Annotated in this window: 23 protein-coding genes; 11 read left to right on the top strand and 12 right to left on the bottom strand. The window is 64.5% G+C overall.

Annotated features, from left to right (window positions below; translation table 11 throughout):
• The 9 genes from rseP to AB1Z25_RS07450 all read right to left on the bottom strand — a co-directional run bounded on the left by rseP (position 1) and on the right by AB1Z25_RS07450 (position 7563).
• Positions 1-1344, bottom strand: a complete 1344-nt coding sequence (gene rseP / locus AB1Z25_RS07490; protein ID WP_227103869.1) for an RIP metalloprotease RseP — start codon at positions 1342-1344, stop codon at positions 1-3.
• Positions 1338-2522 carry a 1-deoxy-D-xylulose-5-phosphate reductoisomerase gene (gene ispC / locus AB1Z25_RS07485; protein ID WP_107799113.1) on the bottom strand — a complete coding sequence of 395 codons (1185 nt, stop codon included), beginning with the start codon at positions 2520-2522 and terminating at the stop codon, positions 1338-1340. Before ispC ends, rseP begins: the two co-directional genes overlap by 7 nt.
• A gap of 15 nt (positions 2523-2537) precedes the next feature.
• Positions 2538-3344: a phosphatidate cytidylyltransferase gene (locus AB1Z25_RS07480; protein ID WP_107799114.1), complete on the bottom strand. Its 807-nt coding sequence runs from the start codon at positions 3342-3344 to the stop codon at positions 2538-2540.
• A 3-nt stretch (positions 3345-3347) separates the two neighbouring features.
• Positions 3348-4037 carry a polyprenyl diphosphate synthase gene (gene uppS, locus AB1Z25_RS07475; RefSeq protein WP_233246784.1) on the bottom strand — a complete coding sequence of 230 codons (690 nt, stop codon included), beginning with the start codon at positions 4035-4037 and terminating at the stop codon, positions 3348-3350.
• Between the two features lie 79 nt (positions 4038-4116).
• On the bottom strand, positions 4117-4674 hold the full coding sequence (frr, locus tag AB1Z25_RS07470; RefSeq protein ID WP_107799116.1) for a ribosome recycling factor: 558 nt from the start codon (positions 4672-4674) through the stop codon (positions 4117-4119).
• Between the two features lie 76 nt (positions 4675-4750).
• Positions 4751-5470 carry a UMP kinase gene (gene pyrH / locus AB1Z25_RS07465; RefSeq protein WP_048412252.1) on the bottom strand — a complete coding sequence of 240 codons (720 nt, stop codon included), beginning with the start codon at positions 5468-5470 and terminating at the stop codon, positions 4751-4753.
• Positions 5471-5562: 92 nt separating this feature from the next.
• Positions 5563-6429: a translation elongation factor Ts gene (gene tsf / locus AB1Z25_RS07460; RefSeq protein WP_107799117.1), complete on the bottom strand. Its 867-nt coding sequence runs from the start codon at positions 6427-6429 to the stop codon at positions 5563-5565.
• 69 nt (positions 6430-6498) lie between these two features.
• On the bottom strand, positions 6499-7227 hold the full coding sequence (gene rpsB / locus AB1Z25_RS07455; RefSeq protein ID WP_107799118.1) for a 30S ribosomal protein S2: 729 nt from the start codon (positions 7225-7227) through the stop codon (positions 6499-6501).
• A gap of 144 nt (positions 7228-7371) precedes the next feature.
• Complete coding sequence (locus AB1Z25_RS07450) at positions 7372-7563, bottom strand: hypothetical protein (protein WP_107799119.1); 192 nt, start codon at positions 7561-7563, stop codon at positions 7372-7374.
• Between the two features lie 115 nt (positions 7564-7678).
• Here AB1Z25_RS07450 and AB1Z25_RS07445 point away from each other — a divergent pair, with 115 nt between their 5' ends.
• On the top strand, positions 7679-8716 hold the full coding sequence (locus AB1Z25_RS07445) for an NAD(P)H-dependent flavin oxidoreductase (RefSeq protein ID WP_486636924.1): 1038 nt from the start codon (positions 7679-7681) through the stop codon (positions 8714-8716).
• 260 nt (positions 8717-8976) lie between these two features.
• Here AB1Z25_RS07445 and typA read toward each other — a convergent pair whose 3' ends face one another.
• Positions 8977-10797 (bottom strand): translational GTPase TypA, encoded by a 1821-nt coding sequence (gene typA / locus AB1Z25_RS07440; protein WP_107799121.1) that lies wholly within the window; start codon positions 10795-10797, stop codon positions 8977-8979.
• A 139-nt stretch (positions 10798-10936) separates the two neighbouring features.
• On the opposite strand from typA, the gene AB1Z25_RS07435 reads away from it, so the two are divergent.
• Positions 10937-11812 carry a hypothetical protein gene (locus tag AB1Z25_RS07435; RefSeq protein WP_486636923.1) on the top strand — a complete coding sequence of 292 codons (876 nt, stop codon included), beginning with the start codon at positions 10937-10939 and terminating at the stop codon, positions 11810-11812.
• A gap of 119 nt (positions 11813-11931) precedes the next feature.
• Entirely contained in the window at positions 11932-13239 is a 1308-nt protein-coding gene (locus AB1Z25_RS07430) for an enoyl ACP reductase FabMG family protein (protein WP_486636922.1), read from the top strand.
• Positions 13240-13303: 64 nt separating this feature from the next.
• Here AB1Z25_RS07430 and AB1Z25_RS07425 read toward each other — a convergent pair whose 3' ends face one another.
• A complete protein-coding gene (locus AB1Z25_RS07425) occupies positions 13304-14290 on the bottom strand; it encodes an NAD(P)H-quinone oxidoreductase (protein ID WP_486636921.1) in 987 nt (328 codons plus the stop codon).
• Positions 14291-14459: 169 nt separating this feature from the next.
• Between AB1Z25_RS07425 and AB1Z25_RS07420 the strand changes: the two genes are divergently transcribed.
• The 6 genes from AB1Z25_RS07420 to efp all read left to right on the top strand — a co-directional run bounded on the left by AB1Z25_RS07420 (position 14460) and on the right by efp (position 21529).
• Positions 14460-15125: a 7-cyano-7-deazaguanine/7-aminomethyl-7-deazaguanine transporter gene (locus tag AB1Z25_RS07420; RefSeq protein WP_107799126.1), complete on the top strand. Its 666-nt coding sequence runs from the start codon at positions 14460-14462 to the stop codon at positions 15123-15125.
• 108 nt (positions 15126-15233) lie between these two features.
• On the top strand, positions 15234-17669 hold the full coding sequence (locus AB1Z25_RS07415) for a heavy metal translocating P-type ATPase (RefSeq protein ID WP_486636920.1): 2436 nt from the start codon (positions 15234-15236) through the stop codon (positions 17667-17669).
• Positions 17669-17848, top strand: coding sequence for a cbb3-type cytochrome oxidase assembly protein CcoS (ccoS, locus tag AB1Z25_RS07410; RefSeq protein WP_019103031.1), 180 nt, complete (start codon positions 17669-17671; stop codon positions 17846-17848). The genes AB1Z25_RS07415 and ccoS overlap by 1 nt, the downstream gene beginning before the upstream one ends.
• 276 nt (positions 17849-18124) lie before the next feature.
• Positions 18125-19426: a NupC/NupG family nucleoside CNT transporter gene (locus AB1Z25_RS07405; RefSeq protein ID WP_107801759.1), complete on the top strand. Its 1302-nt coding sequence runs from the start codon at positions 18125-18127 to the stop codon at positions 19424-19426.
• Positions 19427-19757: 331 nt separating this feature from the next.
• On the top strand, positions 19758-20903 hold the full coding sequence (earP, locus tag AB1Z25_RS07400) for an elongation factor P maturation arginine rhamnosyltransferase EarP (protein WP_486636919.1): 1146 nt from the start codon (positions 19758-19760) through the stop codon (positions 20901-20903).
• A 62-nt stretch (positions 20904-20965) separates the two neighbouring features.
• On the top strand, positions 20966-21529 hold the full coding sequence (gene efp / locus AB1Z25_RS07395; protein WP_048412240.1) for an elongation factor P: 564 nt from the start codon (positions 20966-20968) through the stop codon (positions 21527-21529).
• An 89-nt stretch (positions 21530-21618) separates the two neighbouring features.
• Here the strand turns inward: efp and AB1Z25_RS07390 are convergent, their stop codons facing one another.
• Entirely contained in the window at positions 21619-22167 is a 549-nt protein-coding gene (locus AB1Z25_RS07390; RefSeq protein ID WP_337881939.1) for a cupin domain-containing protein, read from the bottom strand.
• A 297-nt stretch (positions 22168-22464) separates the two neighbouring features.
• Here AB1Z25_RS07390 and AB1Z25_RS07385 point away from each other — a divergent pair, with 297 nt between their 5' ends.
• Together AB1Z25_RS07385 and AB1Z25_RS07380 are read left to right on the top strand one after the other, a co-directional pair.
• The gene (locus AB1Z25_RS07385) at positions 22465-23349 is read left to right on the top strand and encodes a hypothetical protein (protein ID WP_227103883.1); all 885 of its coding nucleotides are present in this window, start codon (positions 22465-22467) and stop codon (positions 23347-23349) included.
• A gap of 46 nt (positions 23350-23395) precedes the next feature.
• A complete protein-coding gene (locus AB1Z25_RS07380; RefSeq protein WP_107799130.1) occupies positions 23396-24151 on the top strand; it encodes an SDR family oxidoreductase in 756 nt (251 codons plus the stop codon).
• Positions 24152-24159: the final 8 nt, after the last annotated feature.

Raw genomic sequence — 24159 nt, 5'->3', positions numbered from 1 at the left:
TTAACCCCCAAATAGGCGGCTGAAATCATTCAGCAAAGCGAACGCCATCAAAGACGCCAGCAAGATGAAGCCAATTTTTTGTCCGAACAATTGCGCCCGCTCACTGACGGGGCGGCCTCTGATCAACTCCGCGACATAATACATTAAGTGCCCGCCATCCAGAACTGGAATCGGCAGCAGATTCAACACGCCTATGCTGATGCTGATCAGCGCCAGGAACTCCAGATAAGGCGTCAGGCCCTCGCGCGCGGTCTGGCCGGCGACGTTGGCGATGGTCAGCGGGCCGGACAGATTATCCAGCGAGGCCTGGCCCATCAGCATGCGTCCCATGAACTTGACGCTCATCCAGCTGGTGTCCCAGGTCTTGGCCAAGGCGGCCAAACCCGCCTGCGCCGCCGAATAGTGTTCGGTGTACAGCAACTGACGACCCCAGCCGGCGTCCGGCTGCGGCGCGGCGCCGATGCGCCCCACCACTTCGCCGTCCTGCTGGTGCGCCTGCGGCCGCACTTTGATGTTCAGCGTCTCCGCGCCGCGCTGGACTTTCACGTCCAGATCGCGCCCCGGGCTGTTGCGCACCTGCGCCACCCAGCCTTCCCAGCTGTTCAGCGCCTGGCCGTTGAGCGCCAGCAGCTTGTCGCCCGGCTTGAGGCCGGCGCTTTGCGCGGCGCCGCCCTCCTCCAGCGCGCCTATCACCGGCAGGAAACGCCCCGGCGTCAGGCCGGTGTTGCCCTGTTGCATCGCGGTCACCGCCTTGTCGCCGAAGCGGGCGGGGTCGATGCGGCGATCGGCCTTGGCGCCGGCCGCGGTCTCCACTTGCACCACGGTGGCGTCCGGCGACATCGCCGCCTCCACCAGGGCGAGACGGATCTGCTGCCAGTTGGCCACCGGCTGGCCGGCCACGCTCAGGATGCGGTCGCCGGGCGCGAAGCCGGCCGCCGCGGCCGGCGTCTGCGCCACCACGGTGCCGACCAGAGGCTTGACCTGGGTCACGCCCTGGCCCATCACCACCCAGTACAGCAGCACCGCCAGCAAGAGATTGGCCAGCGGGCCGGCGGCGACGATGGCGATGCGCTTCAACACATGCTGATTATTGAAGGCTTGCGGGCGCAGTTCTTCCGTCACCGGGCCTTCGCGCTCGTCCAGCATGCGCACATAGCCGCCCAGCGGGATCGGACAGATCACCCACTCGGTGCCCTTGCGCCAGTAAGTCCACAGCGGCTTGCCGAAGCCGATGGAGAAACGCAGCACCTTGACGCCGCACAGCCGAGCCACCCAGTAGTGGCCCAGTTCGTGAAAGGTCACCAGCACGCCGATGGCCACCAGGAAGGCGAGCAGGGTCAGCATGCGGCCACCCGCTGCAGCGCGAAGGCGCGCGCTTCCTCATCCTTGGCCAGCAAGGCCTCGACCGAGCCGCTGCCGGCCAGGCTGACGCCGTCCAGCGCGGCGGACACCACGGCGGGGATGTCGACGAAACGCAGCCGCCCATGCAGGAAGGCGTCCACCGCCACCTCGTTGGCCGCGTTCAGCACCGCCGGCGCGTCGCCGCCCAGGCGCAGCACGTCGAAAGCCAGCTTCAGACAGGGGAAGCGCTCCAGATCCGGCGCTTCGAAAGTGAGGTTGGACAGCGAGAAAAAGTCCAGCGAACCCACGCCCGCCTCGATGCGCTCCGGCCAGGCCAGCGCGCAGGCGATGGGCGTGCGCATGTCCGGCGAACCCAGCTGGGCCATCACCGAGCCATCGCGATACTGCACCATGGAATGAATCACGCTTTGGGGATGCACCACCACATCGATGCGCTCCGGCGGCGCGGAGAACAGCCAGTGCGCCTCGATCACCTCCAGGCCCTTGTTCATCAGCGAGGCGGAATCGACGGAAATCTTGCGCCCCATCACCCAATTGGGGTGGCGGCAGGCGTCGTCCGGGGTCACGCGCAGCAAGTCTTCGGCCGAAGACTGGCGGAAGGGGCCGCCGGAAGCGGTGAGAATGATTTTGCGGATGCCGGCGGCGTCCAGATTGCCGGCGTAGTCGTGGGGCAGCGATTGAAAGATGGCGCTGTGCTCGCTGTCCACCGGCAGCAGGGTCGCGCCGTGGCGGCGCGCCGCGTCCATGAACAGACGGCCGGCCACCACCAGGGATTCCTTGTTGGCCAGCAAGATGCGCTTGCCGGCGCGCGCCGCCGCCATGGCGGACGGCAGACCGGCGGCGCCGACGATGGCGGCCATCACCACCTCGGCCTCCGGCAAGGCCGCCACCTGGACCAGAGCGGCCGGGCCGTGCAGCACCTCGGCGTTCACCCCCGCCTCGGCCAGCCGGCCGCGCAGAGCGTCGGCGGACGCGGCGTCGCCGGTCACCACGTAGGCAGGCCGGAATTGCAAAGCCTGTTGGAACAGGCGATCCACCTGGCGGTTGCCGGTCAGCGCCACCACCCGGTAACGCTCGGGGTGGCGCGCCACCACGTCCAGCGTATTGACGCCCACGCTGCCGGTGGCGCCGAGAACGACAATCCCTTGCGGTTTCGTCATTTGAGTTTCCTGCGGTTACATGCCGCCCAGAACGCGCAGCGCGTTGCTGACGGCGAGGACGGCGATAAGACTGTCGATGCGGTCGTACACGCCGCCGTGGCCGGGCAGCAAGCGGCTGCTGTCCTTGATGCCCGACGCGCGCTTGAACCAGGATTCCAGCAGATCGCCCATCACGCTGACCGCGGTCAGCGGCAAGGCCAGCAACAGCAGCGCCCACACCGGCAAGCCGGTGTCTATCCAGCCCAGATGGTCCACCAGCGCCACGTACAGCGCCACGCAGATCACGCCGCCGTAGACGCCCTCCCAGCTCTTGCCCGGGCTGATGGACGGCGCCAGCTTGCGCCGGCCGAAAGCCTTGCCGGAAAAGTAGGCGGCGATGTCCGCCACCCACACCAGGCCCATCACCGCCAGCAGGGCGAAGGCGTCCGCCGCGCCAGGCTGCGGCCGCCACTCCAGGAAGGCGAACCAGGCCGGCAGCATCAGCAGCCAACCCAGCAGCCAGGCCAACGGGCCCGGGGGAATGCGCCAGCGCTTGGCCAGCCAGCACGGCACCAGCAGCAGCCAGAAACCCAGCGTCAGAACGTGCTCAAGCGGGCCCAACCGGTAATGGCCGAACCAGGCGGCCGCGGCCAGGCCGCTGCTCGCCGCCAGATACAGCCATTTGCCGGCGCCGGTCATGCCGGCCATGCGGCTGAACTCCCACATGGCCAAAACGACGATCAGCCAGGAGAAGCCCGCCCAGGCCTCGGCCGGGAACAGAAACAGCGCCGCCAGCATCAGGGGCAGCAAGACCAGAGCCGTCAGAACGCGTGTCAGCAGCATGGCTTAGCGCCCGTCCCGACGCAGATGCTCGGGCAGTTGCTCGCTGGTGCGTCCGAAGCGGCGCTCGCGGCATTGGTAAGAATCAATGGCGGTTTCCAGCGCCGCGCGGTCGAAGTCCGGCCACAGCGTCTCGGTGAAGTAGAGCTCGGAATAAGCCAGCTGCCACAGCAGGAAGTTGCTGATGCGCTGTTCGCCGCCGGTGCGGATGAACAAATCCGGCTCCGGCGCCCACGGCATCGACAGGCGCTGGCTCAGCGCCTCCTCCTCGATATGGGTGGCGCCCTCGGCGATCAGGCCGTTGACCGCGTTGAGGATGTCCCAGCGGCCGCCGTAGTCGGCGGCGATGTTCAAGGCCAGACCGTCGTTGCCGGCGGTCTTTTCCTCGGCGCGCAGGATGCGCTCCTGCAAGTCCGCGCTGAAACGCTCGCGCGAACCCAATACCCGCAAGCGGATATTATTGCTGTGCAGCTTGCTGACCTCGTGCTCGAGCGCGCGGATGAACAGGTCCATCAGAAAGGACACTTCCTCCTGCGGACGCCGCCAGTTCTCGGTGGAGAAGGCGAACAGGGTCAGGCATTCGACGCCCAGTTCCTTGCAGGCTCCGACGATCTCTCGCACGGTGTCCAGGCCCCGCTTGTGGCCAGCCACCCGCGGCAGAAAACGCTTTTTGGCCCAGCGGCCGTTGCCATCCATGATGATGGCGATATGCCGAGGCACGGAACGCACCTCCGGCACATCCTTGGTAGAGCTTGCAAACAAGGTACGGCGCTCCTTAGACGGCCATCAGGTCGGCTTCCTTGGCGGCCAGGGCCTTGTCGATTTCGACGGTGTACTTGTCGGTCAGCTTCTGGATCTCATCCTGGCCGCGACGCTCGTCGTCCTCGGTAATGGCCTTGTCTTTAAGCAGGTTCTTGAATTCGTTGTTGGCGTCGCGGCGGATATTGCGCACGGCCACGCGCGCGCCCTCGGCCTCGCCGCGCACGACCTTGATCAGATCCTTGCGGCGCTCTTCGGTCAGCATCGGCATCGGCACGCGGATGATCTCGCCCATGGAGGCCGGGTTCAGGCCCAGGTCGGAGTCGCGGATCGCTTTTTCGATCTTGGCCAGCATCGGCTTTTCCCAGGGTTGCACGCCGATAGTGCGCGCGTCCACCAGGGTCACGTTGGCCACCTGGCTGATGGGCACGTCGCTGCCATAGTAGTCCACCATGACATGATCAAGAATGCCGGTATGGGCGCGACCGGTGCGCACCTTGCTCAGGTCGGTCTTGAACGCGTCCAGCGACTTCTGCATTTTCTGCTCGGCCGATTTCTTGATGTCGTTAATCATGTCCACTCCAAATCGAAACTTAAAAAGACAAGGCGAAAACGGCCATTGCCGCTTTCGCCTTCAGCAATTTTCAAACTCAGCAGTGTACCAGCGTGCCTTCGTCTTCGCCAAGCACGACCCGGGTCAGCGCGCCGCTCTTGAAGATGCTGAACACCTTGATGTTCAGGTTCTGGTCGCGGCACAGCGCGAAGGCGGTGGCGTCCATCACTTTCAGGTTGCGCGAGATCGCCTCGTCGAAGGTCAGGGTCTGGTAACGTATCGCGTCCGGGTTCTTTTTCGGATCGTCGGTGTACACGCCGTCCACCTTGGTGGCTTTCAGCATGATGTCCACGTTCATTTCCATGCCGCGCAGCGCCGCGGCGGTGTCCGTGGTGAAGAAGGGGTTGCCGGTGCCGGCGGCGAAGATCACCACCTTGCCCTCTTCCAGGTATTGCATCGCCTTGCCGCGCACATAGGGCTCGGCGATCTGCTGCATGGTCAGCGCCGACTGCACGCGCGCGATCAACCCAGCCTTGGTCATCGCGTCCTTCAACGCCAGCGCGTTCATCACCGTGGCCATCATGCCCATGTAGTCCGCGGTGGCGCGATCCATGCCCGCGGCCGCCGGCGCGACGCCGCGGAAGATGTTGCCGCCGCCGATCACCACGCCCACTTCCACGCCAAGCTCCACGACTTCCTTGATCTGACCGACGATCTGCTCGATCGTGGCACGGTTGATGCCATAGCTGTCATCGCCCATCAGGGCCTCGCCTGAAAGTTTCAGCAGGATGCGTTTATAGGCAGGAACTTGGCTCATGGTAACCTCGGTTTGGCTGGATATTCGGTTTTCAGTTTGCAAAACGGCACCCTGCAGGCAGGGTGCCGTCAATACGTCTCGCGACTGGGCGCTTACAGCTTGGCGGCTGCAGCCACTTCAGCGGCGTAGTCTACTACTTTCTTCTCAATGCCTTCGCCCACTACGAACATGGCGAACGCCTTGACCGAGGCTTTCTTCTCGGCCAACAGTTTTTCCACGGTCTGGTCCGGGTTCTTGACGAAGGGTTGGCCCATCAGGGTCACTTCGGCCAGGAACTTGTTGACGCGGCCTTCAACCATCTTGGCGACGATGTCGGCCGGCTTGCCGGATTCGGCGGCCTGAGCGGTGTAGATCTTGCGCTCTTGTTCCAGGATGTCGGCGGAAACCTGATCCTTGGACACGCAGATCGGCTTGGAAGCGGCGATGTGCATGGCCACGTCCTTGCCCACTTGCTCTTCGCCGGCGAAGTCGACGATCACGCCGATCTTGGCGCCGTGCAGGTAGGTGGCGATCGCGCCTTCGGTCTGGTAGCGAACGAAACGACGGATGGTCATGTTCTCGCCCAGCTTGGCGATAGCAGCCTTGCGGATGTCTTCAACGGACTGGCCGTCGATTTCCACGGCGGACAGCGCTTCCACGTCGGCCGGGTTGGCTACGACCACAGCCTTGGCGGCGGCGGCGGCCAGGGCCAGGAAGGTCGGGTCCTTGGCAACGAAGTCGGTTTCACAGTTGACTTCCACCAGGGCGCCAACGCCACCTTCAACGAAGGAACCGATGATGCCTTCGGCAGCCACGCGGCCGGCCATTTTGGAAGCCTTGTTGCCGGACTTGATGCGCAGAATTTCTTCAGCCTTGGCGGCGTCGCCTTCGGCTTCCACCAGGGCTTTTTTGCATTCCATCATGCCGAGGCCGGTGGCCGCGCGCAGATCCGAAACCATTTTTGCGGTAATGTCCGCCATACTTCGTACTCCTGAATGATTTTGATTACGTGGGTCTAAAAAAAGGGGCTTACGCCCCTTTTCGTCTGCTTACTCGGCTTGAGCCGATTCAGCAGCCACGATCTCGTGCAGAGACTGGGCGCGGCCTTCCAGCACCGCGTCGGCCATGCCGCGAGCGTACAGGCGGATGGCGCGGCTGGAGTCGTCGTTGCCCGGGATCACGTAATCGATGCCGTCCGGGGTGTTGTTGGTGTCAACAACGCCGATAACCGGGATACCCAGCTTCTTGGCTTCGACGATGGTGCCCTTCTGGTAACCAGTGTCGATAACGAAGATGGCGTCCGGCAGGCCCTTCATATCCTTGATGCCGCCCAGCGAACGCTCCAGCTTGTCGACTTCGCGTTGCAGGTCCAGCAGTTCTTTCTTGTTGTAACCGGTATCGCCAGCGGATTCCAGGATGGCGCGCTTCTCTTCAAGACGCTTGATCGACTGCTTCACGGTCTTGTAGTTGGTCAGCATGCCGCCCAGCCAGCGGTGGTCAACAAACGGCATGCCGCAACGGGCAGCTTCTTCACGTACGATCTCACGAGCCTGACGCTTGGTGCCCACGAACATGATGGAACCTTTGTTGGCGGCCAGACGACGCACATAGTCCTGGGCTTCTACGAACAGCGGCAGAGTCTTTTCCAGGTTGATGATGTGAATCTTGTTGCGGCTGCCGAAGATGTACTTGGCCATCTTCGGGTTCCAGAAGCGGGTTTGGTGGCCGAAGTGAACGCCGGCCTCAAGCATTTGACGCATGGTAACGTTGGTGGACATGCAAAAACTCCTTAAAGGGTTAAGCCTCCATCCGCGCAGACAACCTCGAAACGAGGCACCCTTTGGCGCGGATGTGCGTAATAGATGATTTCCCCCGCCAGGATGGCAAGGGACGCGGGATTCTAACACCAGACGGCGGAGCGCTCAAGCCTCCTCGCGCGCCTCGCGGGCTTTTTCCCGCTGACGGCGCAGCTTGCGCCGCGTCATCCGCGCCACAAAGAAGGTGGGCAGCACGCCCAGAAAGAACACGGTGGACAGCGAAGCCAGCACGCTGTGCTGCGCCACCGCCAGCATCAGCACCACATAGAGCCAGCCCAGCAACACGATCAGCAACATATTTAAACAATCGTTTGAATTTTCCGGCAAAGCCGACAACAATGACAGCGCCGGGTCAAACCCGCTGCGCCCGCCAACCCCAGACCGACAGACATTGTAAAGCGAGCCCCGCCCCATGCAAACCGCCATCACCCGCCTGCTCGGCATCCAGCGCCCGCTGATCTGCCCCGGCATGAGCTATATCGCCACCCCGGAACTGGTGGCCGCCGTCGGCAACGCCGGCGGCCTGGGCATACTCGCCACCGGCCCGCTGACGCCGGAGCTGACGCGACAAGCGATACGCCGCGTGCGCGAGCTGAGCGACGCCCCCTTCGGCGTCGGCTGCACGCTGATGATGCCCGGCGCCAAGGAAAACGCCATGGTCGCGCTGGAAGAGCGCGTGCCGGTAATCAATTTTTCCCTGGGCAAGGGGGATTGGCTGATTGAACGCGCCCACGCCTACGGCGGCAAGGTCATCGCCACCGTGGTGACGGAGAAGCACGCGCGCTCGGCGCAGGCGTCCGGCGCCGACGCCCTGCTGGTCACCGGCCACGAGGCCGCCGCCCATGGCGGCGCCGTCACCTCGCTGACGCTGATTCCGGCCATCCGCAAGGCCAGCGAGCTGCCCATCATCGCCGCAGGCGGCTTTGCCGACGGCCGGGGCCTGATCGCCGCGCTGGCGCTGGGCGCCGACGCCGTGGCCATGGGCACGCGACTGGCGATGAGCCGGGAAAGCCCGGTGCACCAGCGCACCAAGGAGATGATCCGTCAGCGCGGCGTGGCCGACACCTTGTATTCCAAGAATTTCGACGGCCTGTGGTGCCGGGTGATGGACACCCCGGCCGCCCGCCAGGCCACGCGCAAGCCGCTAAGCTTGCTCGCCGCCGCCTGGCGCGCCAGCGCCGCCGCGCGCAAGCTGGACATGCCCATCGCCAAAGTGGTGCTGGGCGGCCTGCTGAGCCAGCCGCAAGCGCTGCGCCAGCTGGCGCAATTCGGCGCCGCCACCGAGTCCATCCGCCTGGCGATAGAGGACGGCGACCTCGACAAGGGCGTACAGCTGATCGGCCAGGCCCAGGGCCTGATCGACGACGCGCCCAGCGTGGCCGAGCTGTTCGAACGCATCCTAGCCGAGGCGGACGCCTGCCGGCGACGGCTGAACGCCTTAAGCGACTAAGAGCCTGCTCAAAGTCCGCTGCGCTTCGGCGATACGGCGTTGAAACCGAGCTCAAAATGCTCATGTACCACGTGTACATTCCGCTTTTTCGCTCGTTTTCGCCTTGTCTCGCTCTTGCTCACGAGACTTTGAACAGGCTCTAAGAACCCGCTCAATGCCCGCCGCGCCTCATGAAGCGCCGCACGGCGAGCACACACTCAAGACATAAAAAAACCGCCGCCCCATCAAGGGTACGGCGGTTTTTGCCAGACCGGCGTCGATCAGGACGCGGCGTTGGCCTTGGCCATCTTGCGACGATCCGATTCGTTCAGGTAACGCTTGCGGATGCGGATGGACTTCGGCGTGATTTCCACCAGCTCGTCGTCGTCGATGAATTCAACGGCGGATTCCAGCGTCAGCTTGATCGGCGTGGTCAGACGCACGGCTTCGTCGGTGCCGGAGGCGCGCACGTTGGTCAGCTGCTTGCCCTTGACCGGGTTCACCACCAGGTCGTTGTCGCGGCTGTGAATGCCGATGATCATGCCTTCGTACAGCTTCTCGCCCGGAGCCACGAACATGCGACCGCGGTCTTCCAGCTTCCACAGCGCGTAAGCCACGGCCTCGCCGTTCTCTTGCGAGATCAGCACGCCGTTGTGACGGCCCGGCATGTCCGGCTTGACCGGCGCGTAGTCGTCGAACACGTGGCTCATCAGGCCGGTGCCGCGGGTCATGGTCATGAAGTCGGACTGGAAGCCGATCAGACCGCGCGCCGGAATATGGTATTCCAGGCGGGTGCGGCCGTTGCCGTCGGATTCCATATTGGTCAGTTCGCCGCGGCGACGACCGATCTCTTCCATCACGCCGCCCTGGTGATCGTCTTCCAGATCGATGGTCAGGTTCTCGTACGGCTCGCTCTTCTGGCCGTCGATTTCCTTGAACACCACGCGCGGCTTGGCCACGGCCATTTCAAAGCCTTCGCGACGCATGTTTTCCAGCAGAATGGTCAGGTGCAATTCACCACGACCGGACACGCGGAACACGTCGGAGTCGCCGGTGTCTTCCACGCGCAGCGCCACATTGGTCAGCAGTTCCTTGGTCAGACGGTCGCGGATTTGACGCGAGGTCACGAACTTGCCTTCGGTGCCGGCCAGCGGCGAGGAGTTCACCATGAAGTCCATGGTCAGCGTCGGCTCGTCCACGGACAGCATGGGCAGGCCTACCGGCTGCTCCTTGTCGCAGATGGTCACGCCGATGCCGATGTCTTCCAGGCCGGAGATGATGATGATATCGCCCGCTTCGGCTTCTTCAACCGGCACGCGGTCCAGACCCTGGTAACCCAGCACCTGGTTGATGCGACCGGTGGCCACTTGATCGTCGTGGTTCATCACCACCACTTGCTGACCCGGCTTGATGCGGCCGTTCAGCACGCGGCCCACGCCCAGGCGGCCGGTGTAGGTGGAGTAATCCAGCGCGGAAATCTGCAGCTGCAGCGGCGCGTCGGCGCTGCCCGGCGGGGTCGGCACGTGCTTGAGCACGGTGTCGAACAGCGGGCGCATATTGTCGGACTCTTCCTCCAGCTCCAGCTTGGCGAAGCCGTTCAGGCCGGAAGCGTAGATGATCGGGAAGTCCAGCTGTTCGTCAGTCGCGCCCAGCTTGTCGAACAGGTCGAAAGTCTGATCCACCACCCAGTCCGGACGCGCGCCCGGACGGTCCACCTTATTGATCACCACGATCGGGCGCAGACCCAGCGCCAGCGCTTTCTTGGTAACGAAACGGGTTTGCGGCATCGGGCCTTCTACGGCGTCCACCAGCAGCAGCACGCCGTCCACCATGCCCAACACGCGCTCAACTTCGCCGCCGAAGTCGGCGTGTCCCGGAGTGTCGACGATATTGATGTGCACGCCTTCGTATTCGATGGCGGTGTTCTTGGCCAGAATGGTAATGCCGCGTTCTTTTTCAAGATCGTTGCTGTCCATTACACGCTCGTCCACTTGCTGGTTCTCGCGGAAGGTGCCGGATTGGCGCAGCAATTGGTCTACAAGCGTGGTCTTGCCATGGTCGACGTGGGCGATGATGGCGATATTGCGAATTTGTCGGGTCATTTTAGGAAGGAGGATGGATACAGAAAAATCGCTGGATAATAGCACAAAAAACTGTCCATACCAAAAATTCCAGCGGGCGACAAGCGCTGGGCTTTTGCGTACACTGCGCGGCAAACCGACTTCGACGAGGAAACGCTCCATGTACGACTGGAACGCCTTATGGCATGAACACGAAGCCTACCGCACCGGCTACGCCGTTCAGCACAACGACGCCAACCAACTGGCCGACGCCCTGTCCGCCCAACTGATCAAGCCGGCCGCCGGCATAGACGACGTGGCCGTTTACGACGATGGCGACCGCTACCTGCTGGCTGGCCACAAGGACGGCCTGCAATTGCTGGACATCTCCAAACACAGCCTGTTCGACATCACGCTGCGCTTTGTCACCGAGGAAGAAGATCAGGACATCGCCCCGCCCTATATCGAAATCCACGTCGACAACCTGGCCACCGAAGAGCAAGCGGTCTGGCGCGCCGCGGTCAGCCGCGACGAGGAAGGCCGGATCTGGGTGGGCAAGCGCGCGCTGGACGAAGGCGTGGTGCCGGCCATGCCCTTCGACGAACTGTCCTTCACCGACAACGCCCGCTTCCGCGAAGAACTGACCCGAGTCTGGCATGAAGACCTGCCGCAACTGAAGCCGGCACTGGAAGCCTGGTTCCAGCACGGCGCGCTGAGCGCGCCGGCCGACGAGCCGGCCCATTACGGCGACGCCCCGCGGGTACAGCAGATATGCGACCGCTACGCCGAGATCGTGCGCCGCGAACAGGCGCTGCTGTCGCGCCAGTTCAGCGATCCGGAACTGCACCTGATCGCCCAGGTACTAAAAGGCGTGCGCTTCGACGACGCGGCCTCCTGCCGCGGCGTGTGGCTGGCGGTGGAGGCGCGCATCATCGAGGAAGAGCTGGACCAGCAATGGAAAGTGGACGGCGAAAAACTCCTGACCAAGATGAAGGCGCTCAGCTACGCGCAGGAAGTGGCCTTGATAGAAGCGCTGTCGCCGCTGACGTCCGACTGAACACCTCAAACCGGATCGCGGGTAGAATGCCCCCGATCCGAGCAATCACTCCAAACACATCCAAGTGACCGGCCCCGCCATCACGCGCCGCGCCGGTCCGCATCGAGAAAGATAAAGACATGGCTCAAACCAGCGCCCTGAGACAGCTTCCGCAAAGCACCCTGTTCCGCCCCGGCGACGTCTTCGTCCTGTTCGGCGAACTGTTCGGCCGCGGCTACGCCAACGGCCTGATCAATGAAGCGCGCAAGGCCGGCATGGACATCATCGGCATGACCGTGGGCCGCCGCGACGAGAACAACCAGCTGCGCCCGCTGAACGAGGAAGAACTGGCCGCGGCCGAAGCCAACCTCGGCGGCCGCGTGATCAATGTGCCGCTGATGGCCGGCTTCGACCAGGACGGCGCGCCGACGCCGACCGAGCTGCTGGCCTCCCTGACGCTGAAAAGCTGGCAGGACGACAAGCTGGACTGGGAACACATCGAGCAATGCCGCCAAATCGGCGTGCAGCGCTTCAAGGACGGCGTCGCCCAGGCGATGGCGCAGCTGGACGGCATGATAGCCGACGGCCGCAATGTGTTCTTCGCCCACACCATGGCCGGCGGCATTCCCAAGGCCAAGGTCTTCCTGGCCATCGCCAACCGCGTCTACAAGGGCCGCGGCGAGCGCTTCCTGTCCACCCAGGCGCTGTTGGACAGCGATCTGGGCAAGCTGATCCTGCAAAACTTCGACGAAGTCACCGCCAACACCTTCCAGCACCTGATCGACGGCAGCGCCGCGCTGCGCGGCCGGCTGGAAGCCGCCGGCGGCCAAGTACGCTACACCGCCTACGGCTACCACGGCACCGAGATCCTGATCGACGGCGATTACCAGTGGCAGACCTATACCAACTACACCCAGGGCTACGCCAAGATGCGCCTGGAAAACGTCGCCCGCGCCGCCTGGGAGCAAGGCGTCAAGGCCACGGTATTCAACTGCCCGGAAATCCGCACCAACTCCTCGGACATCTTCGTCGGCGTGGAGCTGCCGCTGCTGGCGCTGCTGCGCGCGCTGAAGCGCGAGGACGGCGGCGCCTGGGCCGACGCTCAATGGCAGGCCTGCGCCGCCCTGCTGCAGGACGGCCACACGCTGGAAGAGGTGCTGGGGAAGATAGACGCGCTCAATAGCGGCGAGGTGATGCGCGGCTTCCGCAATTTCGAGGCCTGGCCAATGCCGAACAGCCCGGAACTGGCCGAAGTGATGATAGGCACCTCCGACGCCATCGTGGACCTGCATCAGGACAAGAAGGCCTTGATCACCGACCATCTGAGCAGCCTGGTGATCGACGCCACCGGTCCGCTGATGTTCCACGAAGCCGCCGCGCCCGCCGGCCCGGTGCTGTGGCTGAACCATGACATCATCGCGCGCCAGTTGAACCGGATGCATGCTTAAAACCGCCTCGGCCGATGGCTGACACAAAACGGCGCGCCCATTCGGGCGCGCTTTTTTTAAGGTGTCACCCAGCCAGCACCGGAAACAGCGTCAACACCACCTTGCCCAGATTGCGATTGGCCTCGACATAGGCATGCGCGTCGGCCACCTGGGCCAAGGGGTAGCTGGAATCCAGCGTCAGGCGCAGCCTGCCCTGCTCCAGCGCCGGCAAGATCCGGGTTTCCAAAGCCCGCGCCAAGCGCGCCTTCACCTCCAGCGGCTGCGGCCGCAGCGTGGAGCCGATCAAGGCGATGCGCTTCATCAGCAGCGCGCCCAGGTTCAACTCCGCCTTGGCGCCGCCGAGCAGGCCGATATTGACCAGCCGCCCATCCGGCTTCAAGGCCGACAGATTGTCGTTCAGATAGGCCCCGCCCACCGGGTCCAGCACCACGTCGGCGCCGCCCCAGTCCTTGACCATGGGACCGAAGGCCGGCGTTTGCCGGTAGTTGAACACCCGCGCCGCGCCCAGCTCGCGGCAGAACCCGGTCTTCTCCTCGCTGCCCGCGCTGGCGAAAGCCTGCGCGCCCAACAGGCCGGCCAGCTGGATCGCCGCCGCGCCGACGCCGCTGGCGCCGGCGTGCACCAGCACAGTCTCGCCGGCCTGCAAGCCGGCCTTTTCCACCAGATTGAACCAGGCCGTCATCCAGGCCTCGGGCAGGCTGGCCGCCTCCACCCAGGACAGCCAGTCCGGCTTGGCGATGGCCAAGGCCTCGTCCAGCAGCGCGTATTCGGCGTAAGCTCCGCCGCCGATCAGGCCGAACACCGCATCCCCGGGCTGGAAACGCGAATCCGCGTCAGCCTCCTCCACCACGCCCGCCACTTCCAGCCCCAGAATCGGGCTGGTGCCCGGCGGCGGCGGATACTGCCCGGCGCGTTGCGCCAGGTCCGCGCGGTTGACGCCCGCCGCCATCACCCGCAACAGCAATTGCCCGGCGCCGCGAACCGGCGGCGCGATCTCGTCCAAACGCAAGGTGTCGACTCCGCCCGGAGCCGACTGCACAACTGCCAACATACCCCCTCCTTTCGCTCTCAAGCGACTGATTAGCAATGTCAAATACCTTTGCCAAGGCGGACGCAGGCGCGTATCATCTCCGCCCTTGCCCTGTTCCAGCCTCGCCGGACCGGGCCAACCGAATCTGCATTGGGTTCCCTCACCCCAATCCAATAAAAAGGCCGACATCATGTTTAGCTTTACCCGCCAACAGCGGCTGTCCGCGCTGCTGTGGCTGTCCTTGTTCCACATCGCCATCATCGCGTCCAGCAACTACCTGGTGCAATTGCCCATCACCGTGTTCGGCTTCCACACCACCTGGGGCGCGTTCACCTTTCCCTTTATTTTCCTGGCCACCGATCTGACCGTGCGCGTATTCGGCGCGCCGCTGGCCCGCCGCATCATTTTCGCGGCGATGCTGCCGGCGCTGGCGATCTCCTACCTGATCTCCACCCTGTTCTACCAGGGCGCCTGGCAAGGCGCGTCGGCCCTGGCCAGCTTCAATGTATTCGTCGCCCGCATCGCCGTCGCCAGCTTCGCCGCCTACGCGCTGGGCCAGGTGCTGGACGTGCAGGTGTTCAACCGCCTGCGCCAGCTGAAAACCTGGTGGATCGCCCCCGCCTCGGCCATGTTGTTCGGCAATATCAGCGACACGCTGGCCTTCTTCTTCATCGCCTTCTACAAGAGCAGCGATCCCTTCATGGCCGCCAACTGGGTGGAGATCGCGCTGGTGGACTACAGCTTCAAGCTGCTGATCTGCCTGCTGTTCTTCCTGCCCATGTACGGCGTGATCCTGAACCGCATCCTCAAGCAGCTCAGTTTGCGCGGCGTGGAAGCTCAATTGCACGCGGCTTAAACGACTCCAAGCCCGGGCCGGACGCCCCCAGCAAATGGGGGCTGCCGCGGCTGATTCCAACACGCTAGCGCAAGCCAAACGCGGCCGGATTGATTACAATCGGCCATCATGAGTGAAAACTGCTTCCACTGCGGCCTGCCGGTGCCGCCCGACGTCCGGTTCCCGGTCAAATACCGCGAAGTCGATCAGCCCACCTGTTGCGCCGGCTGCCAGGCGGTAGCCGTCACCATCATCCAGTCCGGCCTGTCCGATTACTATCAGCACCGCACCGAGGGCGCGCGCCAGGCCGAGCCGGTGCCGCTCGAACTGCTGGAGCAGATCAAACTCTACGATTCCGACGAGCTGCAGCGCAGCTTCGTGCGCTTCGAGGCCGAAAACCTGCGCGAGGCCTCCTTGATGCTGGAAGGCATCACCTGCGCCGCCTGCGTCTGGCTCAACGAGCAGCACATCCGCCAGCTGCCCGGCATCGTCAGCGTAGACATCAATTACAGCAATCACCGCGCCCGCGTGCGCTGGGACAATAGCCGGGTCCAACTGTCCGCCATCCTGGAGGCGGTCAGCGCCATCGGCTACCGCGCCCACCCCTACGACGCCGAACGCCAGGAAGCGCTGAACCAGAAAGAGCGCAAGCAGGCGATCAACCGCCTGTGGGCGGCCGGCCTGTCCATGATGCAGGTGATGATGTACGCGGTGCCCATCTATCTGGCGCCGGACGGCGAGATTTCGCCGGACTTCCTGTGGCTGCTGCACTGGTCCAGCTTCATCCTGACGCTGCCGGTGGTGCTCTACTCCGCCGTGCCCTTCTACCGCGCCACCTGGCGCGACCTCAAGACCCGGCGCGTGGGCATGGACACCCCGGTGACCATAGGCATTCTCACCGCCTTCCTGTCCAGCTTCTGGGCCTTGATCAACAAGGTGGAGCACGGCGTCTATTTCGACTCGGTGTCGATGTTCGTGTTCCTGCTGCTGGGCGGCCGTTATCTGGAAGGCATCGCCCGGCGCAAGGCCGGCGAAGCCACCGAAAGCCTGGTCAAGCTGATCCCCGCCTTCGCCCACCGCCTGGCCGGCTGGCCCGCCAGCCGTCAAAGCGAGGAAACCACGGTGACGCAGCTGCGTCCCGGCGACGTGATTCTGATCAAGCCCGGCGAGACCATTCCCGCCGACGGCGTGGTGCTGGACGGCCACAGCGCCAGCAACGAGGCGCTGCTGACCGGCGAGAGCCGGCCGGTGAGCAAGGACGTCGGCGCCGCGGTGATCGCCGGCAGCGTCAACGCCGCCAGCCCGCTGGTGGTGCGAGTGGACCAGACCGGTCAGGACACCCGGCTGGCCGGCATCGTGCGGCTGCTGGACCAGGCGCTGGCGGAGAAGCCGCGGCTGGCGGTGATCGCCGACCGCTTCGCCAGCTGGTTCGTCGCGCTGCTGCTGCTGGCCGCCGCCGGCACTTACATCGGCTGGCATTACATCGAGCCGGACCGCGCGCTGTGGATCATGGTGGCGGTGCTGGTGATTTCCTGTCCCTGCGCGCTGTCGCTGGCCACCCCGGCGGCGCTGACCGCCGCCTCCGGCCACCTGGCGGCGCTGGGTGTGCTGACCACCCGCGGCCATGCACTGGAAACCCTGCCCAAGATCAGCGACGTGGTGTTCGACAAAACCGGCACCCTGACCCATGGCGATATGCGGCTGCTGGACAGCTGGACCGCGCCCGGCCGCGACGCGGCGGCGGCGCTGGCCACGGCGGCGGCGCTGGAACAGGGCTCGGAACACCCGGTGGCGCGCGCCTTGCTGGCCGCCGCCGGAGACGGCCCGCAGCAGGCCGCGGAAGCGCTGCGCAACCACCCCGGCCAGGGCGTGACCGGCCAGCTGGATGGCCGCGCCTGGCGCATCGGTTCGCCGGAATTCATCGCCGCCCAATTGGGCGACTGCCCGCTGCCCGCCGCCGACTGGCACGGCGACAAGACCCTGATCGCGCTGGCGGACGAAACCGAACTGGTGGCGCTGTTCGCCATCGGCGACGCGGTGCGCGCCGACGCGGCGCCGCTGTTGCGCCAGCTGAAACAGCGCGGCCTGCGCGTGCACCTGCTCAGCGGCGACGGCGCCGGCGCGGTGGCCAGCCTGGCGCGCCAGCTGGACATGGACGCCCACATCGCCCGCGCCGCGCCTGAGGACAAGCTGGCCTATGTCGGCCGGCTGCAAGCCGCCGGCAAGCGCGTGCTGATGGTGGGAGACGGCATCAACGACGCGCCGGTGCTGGCCAAGGCCGACGTATCCATCGCCATGGGCGGCGGCACCGACGTGGCGCGCGCCAGCGGCGACATGGTGCTGATAGGCGACCGGCTAGGGCTGATCGCCAGCGCTTTCGAGCTGTCGCGCAAGACCTTGTCTGTGATTCGTCAAAACCTGTGGTGGGCCGCCGCTTACAATATCGTGGCGCTGCCCTTGGCCATCGCCGGCCATGTCACGCCGTGGATCGCCAGCCTGGGCATGGCGTCCAGCTCCCTCATCGTAGTCGGCAACGCCCTCCGACTGGTCAAACGGAGACCCTGATGGAAAGCCTGTATCTGCTCATCCCGCTCAGCCTGGTGCTGGCCTTCGTCATCGGCGGCATTTTCTGGTGGGCCACCCGCAACGGCCAGTTCGACGACATGGAAGGCCCGGCCCACCGCATCCTGATGGACGACGACAAGCCCAAGGACGCCAAGGACGAGACGCCGCGGCGCGACTGAAGCCCCGCGCTCGCCCCCCTCCCGGCGCATCCCCGCGCCGGGATTTTTTTGCTCCGACGCGGCGCGCCCGCATGTCCCGCCGCCGGCCCAATCTTCACCCAAATCGAATAAAATCAAGGACAAAGCGTCGCAATCGCTTTCGTTATCCGATTTTTGCTGTAAAATCGCGCCCCTTGAGCAATATTAGCTAATCATCATCTAATAATCGTTGGATCCGCCTTGTCCGGCGCCGCGCGCCGGCTTGTCAACTTCCGCACCATCATCTCAGGGTTGTTCGTGAATACCTTACAAGCTCTTGTCGGCATGTTGTTCCTGCTGGGCACCGCCTATGCGCTGTCCACCAATCGCAAAGCCATCAATTGGCGCATCGTGCTGATCGGTCTGATCATGCAAAGTTCGCTGTTCCTGGTCATCAACTACGTGCCCGCCGCGCGCGCGGTGTTCGAAGCCTTCGGCTCCGGCTTCGCCAAAGTGCTGACCTTCTCCGGCGAAGGCGCCAGCTTCGTGTTCGGCGATCTGGCCAAACCCAGCGGCAGCATGGGCTTTTTGTTCGCCTTCATGGTGTTGCCGGTCATCATCTTCTTCTCCGCCTTCAGCGCCCTGCTCTACCATCTGGGCATCCTGCAACGCGTGGTGGCCGGCATGGCCTGGGTGATGAAGCGCAGCATGAAGCTGTCCGGCCCGGAAAGCCTGACCGTGGCCGGCAACATCTTCCTCGGCCAGACCGAGGCCCCGCTGCTGATCCGCCCCTACATCCAGCACATGAGCCGCTCCGAGCTGGCTTGCGTGATGATCGCCGGCATGTCCACACTGGCCGGCGGCGTGCTGGCCGCCTACGTCGCCTTCCTCGGCGGCAGCAATCCGGCGGAGCAAGCCAAGTTCGCCACCTATCTGCTGATGGCCTCCTTCATGAACGCGCCGGCGGCCGCGGTGTTCGCCAAGATCATCTACCCGGAAACCGACCGCGACCACGCCTCCAGCGACAAGCTGGACTACAGCCAGGATGACGATCAGGGCAGCTTCATCAACGCCATCGTCAACGGCGCGATGTCCGGCATGAAGATGGCCGCCGCGGTGGCCACCATCATCCTGGCCATCGTGTCCATGATCGCGCTGGCCAACTTCGTGGTGAAGGACGGCATCGGCGCCGCGCTGGGCGTCAACGAGATGATCAAGGCCTCCACCAACGGCGTGTTCGACGGCCTGACGCTGCAATACCTGTTTGGCCAGGCCTTCCGCGTGTTCGCCTTCATGATGGGCGTGAGCTGGCACGAAACCCTGGAAGTGGGCAGCCTGCTGGGCCAGAAGATCGTGGTCAACGAGTTCATCTCCTATCTGGACCTGGCCAAGATGAAAGCCGCCGGCACCCTGTCGCCGCAAGCCATCCTGATTTCCACCTTCGCGCTGTCCAGCTTCTCCAACTTCAGCTCGGTGGGCATCTGCGTCGCCGGCATCGGCGCGCTGGCGCCGTCGCGGCAGAAGGAACTGGCCCAGATCGGCATGCGCGCGCTGGCCGCCGCGGTGATGGCGGGCTTCATGACCGCGACCACCGCCGGCCTGTGGATGTCCATTTTCTAAGAACCTGTTTACGATCTGCTGCGCGTCGTGAGACGTCACACGGTGAGTACAGCTTCGAAATGCTCATGTACCACGCGTACATTCCGCTTTCTCAGCCGTTTTCGCCTTGTCTCGCCTTAGCTCGCGAGATCGTAAACCGGTTCTAAAAGCAATCACCGCGTTTTGATCTAGTTGTAGCGTGGACAAGCCCAAAGGACTTGCCCACGCTACGAACTCAGGCCTTTGTCCGCGGCGTCTTAATTTTTTTGCCACCCCGCGCTCCGGCGCGGGGTTTTTCATGAACCCGCGGCGGCGTGCTAAGCTGCCGCCATTTTCACGCGCGGCACCGCCAATGGAACGCAAACACTGGGATATTTTCTGCGCCGTGGTCGACAACTACGGCGACATCGGCGTCGCCTGGCGGCTGGCGCGCCGGCTGGCCCACGACTTCGGCCTGGAGGTGAGGCTATGGGTGGACGACCTGGCCAGCTTCGCCCGCATCGCGCCCGATCTGGACCCGGCCCTGCCGGCCCAGCGTCTGGCCGACATCGACGTCCGCCACTGGCCGGCGGACGGCCCGCCCGCGGACACCGTGCCCGCCGAGGTGGTGATCGAGGCCTTCGGCTGCCGGCTGCCGGAGCACTTTGAACAGGCGATGGCCGCCAAGGCGGTCAAGCCGGTGTGGATCAATCTGGAATACCTGTCGGCGGAAGACTGGACCCGCGGCTGCCACCGCCAGCCCTCGCCGCATCCGCGGCTGCCGCTGACCAAGCATTTCTTCTTCCCCGGCTTCGAGGCCGACACCGGCGGCCTGATCTGCGAGCAAGGCCTGCTCGACGTCCGCCGCCAATGGCAGGACGACGCGCTGGCGCGCCGCGCCTACTGGCAGCTGCTGGAACTGCCCGAGCCGGCCGCGGACGAGTGGCGGGTCAGCCTGTTCGCCTATGAAAACCCGGCGGTCACCAGCCTGCTGGCCGCCTGGGCGCTGGGCGAGCGTCCGATCACCTGCCTGCTGCCGGAAGGCAAGGCGCTGCCGGACGCCGCCCGCGTCTTCGGCTACCCCTTGCGCGCCGGCATGCTGGCGCGCCAGGGCCAGCTGACGGTCAAGGTGCTGCCGATGACCGACCAGGACAGCTACGACCTGCTGCTGTGGTCCTGCGACCTCAATCTGGTGCGCGGCGAAGACAGCTTCGTGCGCGCGCAATGGGCCGGCCGGCCGTTCCTGTGGCACATCTACCCGCAGGACGACGCCGCCCATCTGGCCAAGCTTGATGCCTTTTTGTCACAGTACGGCGCGGCGCTGCCCGCCGGCGCGGCGCAGGCGCTGAGCGCCGCCAGCCATGCCTGGAACCACGGCGCCGACATGGCCGCCGCGTGGACGGAACTGGCCGCCTGGCTGCCCGCCTGGCGCGAGCATGCCGCCGCCTGGCCGGAAAAATTGCTGGCGGACGGCGATCTGGGCGACAGACTGCTGCACTTTGTCCGGGAAATCGGCTAGAATACGCCGTTTTTCGGAAACCTTTTTTTCCGACTTCAATCAAGAGTTTGGGACTTTTAGTAATGAAAACCGCACAAGAACTCCGCGCCGGCAACGTATTCATGGTAGGCAGCGACCCGATGGTCGTGCAGAAGGCTGAATTCAGCAAATCCGGCCGCAACGCCTCCGTTGTGAAAATGAAGATGAAGAACCTGTTGACCGGCGCCGGCAGCGAAGCCGTATACCGCGCCGACGACAAGTTCGACGTCATCGTGCTGGACCGCAAGGACTGCACCTACTCCTACTTCGCCGATCCGATGTACGTGTTCATGGACACCGAATTCAATCAGTACGAAGTGGAAGCCGACAACCTGGGCGACACGCTGAACTTCATCGTCGACGGCATGGAAGAAGTGTGCCAAGTGACCTTCTACGACGGCAAGGCCATCTCGGTTGAACTGCCGACCACCGTGGTTCGCGAAGTGGAATACACCGAACCGGCCGTACGCGGCGACACCTCCGGCAAAGTGCTGAAGCCGGCTCGCCTGGTGGGCACCACCTTCGAAGTTCAGGTTCCGGCCTTCGTCAACACCGGCGAAAAGATCGAAATCGACACCCGCACCAACGAATTCAAGAAGCGCGCCTAAGCGCCCTCTTGCTTCGCAGTGCCCAAAGCCGCCCGGCGCCATGCGCCGGGCGGCTTTTGTTTTGAGCGCAACGTGTCAGCGACAGGCCATCAGCGCTTGATCCTGGATAAGGGGTCGTCCGGCCGGTAAGTCGGCGTCATCGGCCGCGGCGATCCCACCATCACACAGAGCAAGGCGTCGTCGTCGCCCACATTCTCTTCGCCGCGGTAGATCCCCGGCGGAATCGAGATCAGATCCCGCGGGCCGACGACCGCCTCCCAACGCTCCCCTTCCAAAGATTCGCAAAACAGCTTCACCGTGCCTTGCAACACAAAGAAGATCTCCTCCGCGTCGGTGTGCAGATGCAGGGGGCCGATATGGCCGGGCGGAATCTTCATCGTGGAAAAAGTGAAGTGCACCGCCGGCACGGTATTGCCGTCGGCGGCCACCCCGGTGGCGCCGGTGCCGACATATCGCATCTGCGCGCGGCCGTACTCCGGCTTGAAATCCGCCTGAAACTTCAAGGCGTCCCAGTCGTAACGGCGGGTGGAACGCAACACGCAACGCGACGCCATCCACTCGGCAAAGCTCTTGTCGGCCGGCCTGGCCAAGGAAGGCAGAGCCTCCCGCACCAATTCATTCAAACGATCATTGTTCATGGTGGTCTTTCAACGGCGGGCAGCCTGCTCGCAGGCTGGAATGTCGAAACCGGAACGCAGGGCGCGGCGCTGGGCGCCCCATTTGTTCCGTCTATGAAACATGATTTCATTAATGAAATCTTCTATAGCCTAGGCAAGCCGAACCCAGGCCAAACATTAGGGAAAACCCTAATATTTTGCTCGGTTTTCACCTCATAAAGTCGATCATGTTCCACAAATAAATCCTTGTTTTATAGGTGGAACAAAAATAAAAACCGGCGCATTCAATGACGACCAGGTTTATGAGGAGAAACAGCAATGCCCCCTATCCGCTTGCCCTGTACTCGACCGTCCCGCGTCCGACGCCCCCGGACGCTGGCCGCGCTCTGCCTGGCCCTGTCCGCGCCCGCCTACGCCGCGGACTGGTCCGACACCTTCATCGGCTACCGCTTCGGCAACGCCTATCAGGAGCCCGGCAACAACCGGGACATCCGCAAACAAATCCTCACCCTCAACCACAGTTCCGCCTATCGCTTAGGCAGCAATTTCTTCGTGCTGGATTACCTGCGCTCCAACGGCGCCGACCCGTCCAGCTCCGGCGCGGACAACGGCGCCACGGAGTTCTATCTCGCCTACCGCCATCAGCTGCAATGGAAAAAGCTCAGCGGCAGCACCGCCGACTTCGGCCCGATCCGCGACTTCTCGCTGCAAGCCGGCTTCGACGTGGAAACCAAGAACTCCGCCTTTTCCCCGGCCAAACGCATGCTGGTCATCGGCCCCACCGCGCAGTTCGACGTGCCCGGCTACCTCAATCTGGCCCTGCTCTACGCGCGGGAATGGGGCGAATGCGGCCTGAACCCCTGCCGCCAGGCGGGCAACAGCAATAGCGTCGCCTTCGATCCCTTTCCGCGCCTGGAACTGGCCTGGGGCCTGCCCTTCCAGTGGGCCGGGCTGCCGCTGAAATTCCAGGGCTACGCCTTTTACAACGCCAAAAAGGGCAAGGATTACCAGAACCGGGACACCGCCGCCGAATACCTGATCCGCCCCTCGCTGATGGCCGATATCGGCCTGCTGGCCTTCAAGGCCAAGAACGCGCTCTGGCTGGGCCTGGGTTACGAGCTGCGCCGCAACACCTACGGCAACAGCGGCGGTCCCGGCATCGACACCAATACGCCCAGCCTGAATCTGGAATGGCATTTCTAATCCGCAAACGGCCTCGCGCCCACGCTAACCCTTTCAAGGAGATTTCATGCCGGACAACCTCAAGGACAGACGCATTCTGATCACCGGCGGCGCGCGCGGCCTGGGGCTCGCCTTCGCCGAAAGCGCGGCGCGCGAAGGCGCCGCGGTGGCGATAGCGGACCTGCGCCATGAACAGGCGCAGGCCCAGGCCGAACGACTGCGCGCGGCCGGGCATCAAGCCTGGGCGCTGCCGCTGGATCTGGCCGACCCGGACGCCATCCGCCGCTGCGCCGAGGACGCCGTCCAGCGCCTGGGCGGCTTGGACGGCCTGGTCAACAACGGCGCGGTCACCGATTCCGGCGGCGTCTCCGCCGCCGAGCTGGATATTGAGTGCTGGGACCGGGTGATGGCGGTGAACGTGCGCGGCGTCTGGCTGATGACCATGGCCTGTTCCCAGGCGCTGGGCGCGTCCGGGCGCGGCGCGGTGGTCAACCTCGCTTCCGACACCGCCTTGTGGGGCGCGCCGCGGCTGCTGGCCTACGCCGCCAGCAAGGGCGCGGTCATCGCCATGAGCCGCAGCCTGGCCCGCGAACTGGGGCCGGCCGGCATCACCGTCAACGCCGTCGCGCCCGGGCTGACCCTGGGCGAGGCCACCGAGCAGGTGGCGGCCGAGCGCCACCGCCACTATGTGGCGCAACGCGCGCTGGAACGGCCGCAAACCCCGGACGACGTCTGCGGCGCCGTGCTGTTCTGTCTATCCGACCTGTCCCGCTTCGTCACCGGCCAATTGCTGGCGGTCAACGGCGGTTTCGTCATGCACTGAAGGAAAAC

Source organism: Chromobacterium sp. HL1 (assembly GCF_057418835.1).
This window is presented reverse-complemented; position numbering and strand designations above follow the sequence as displayed.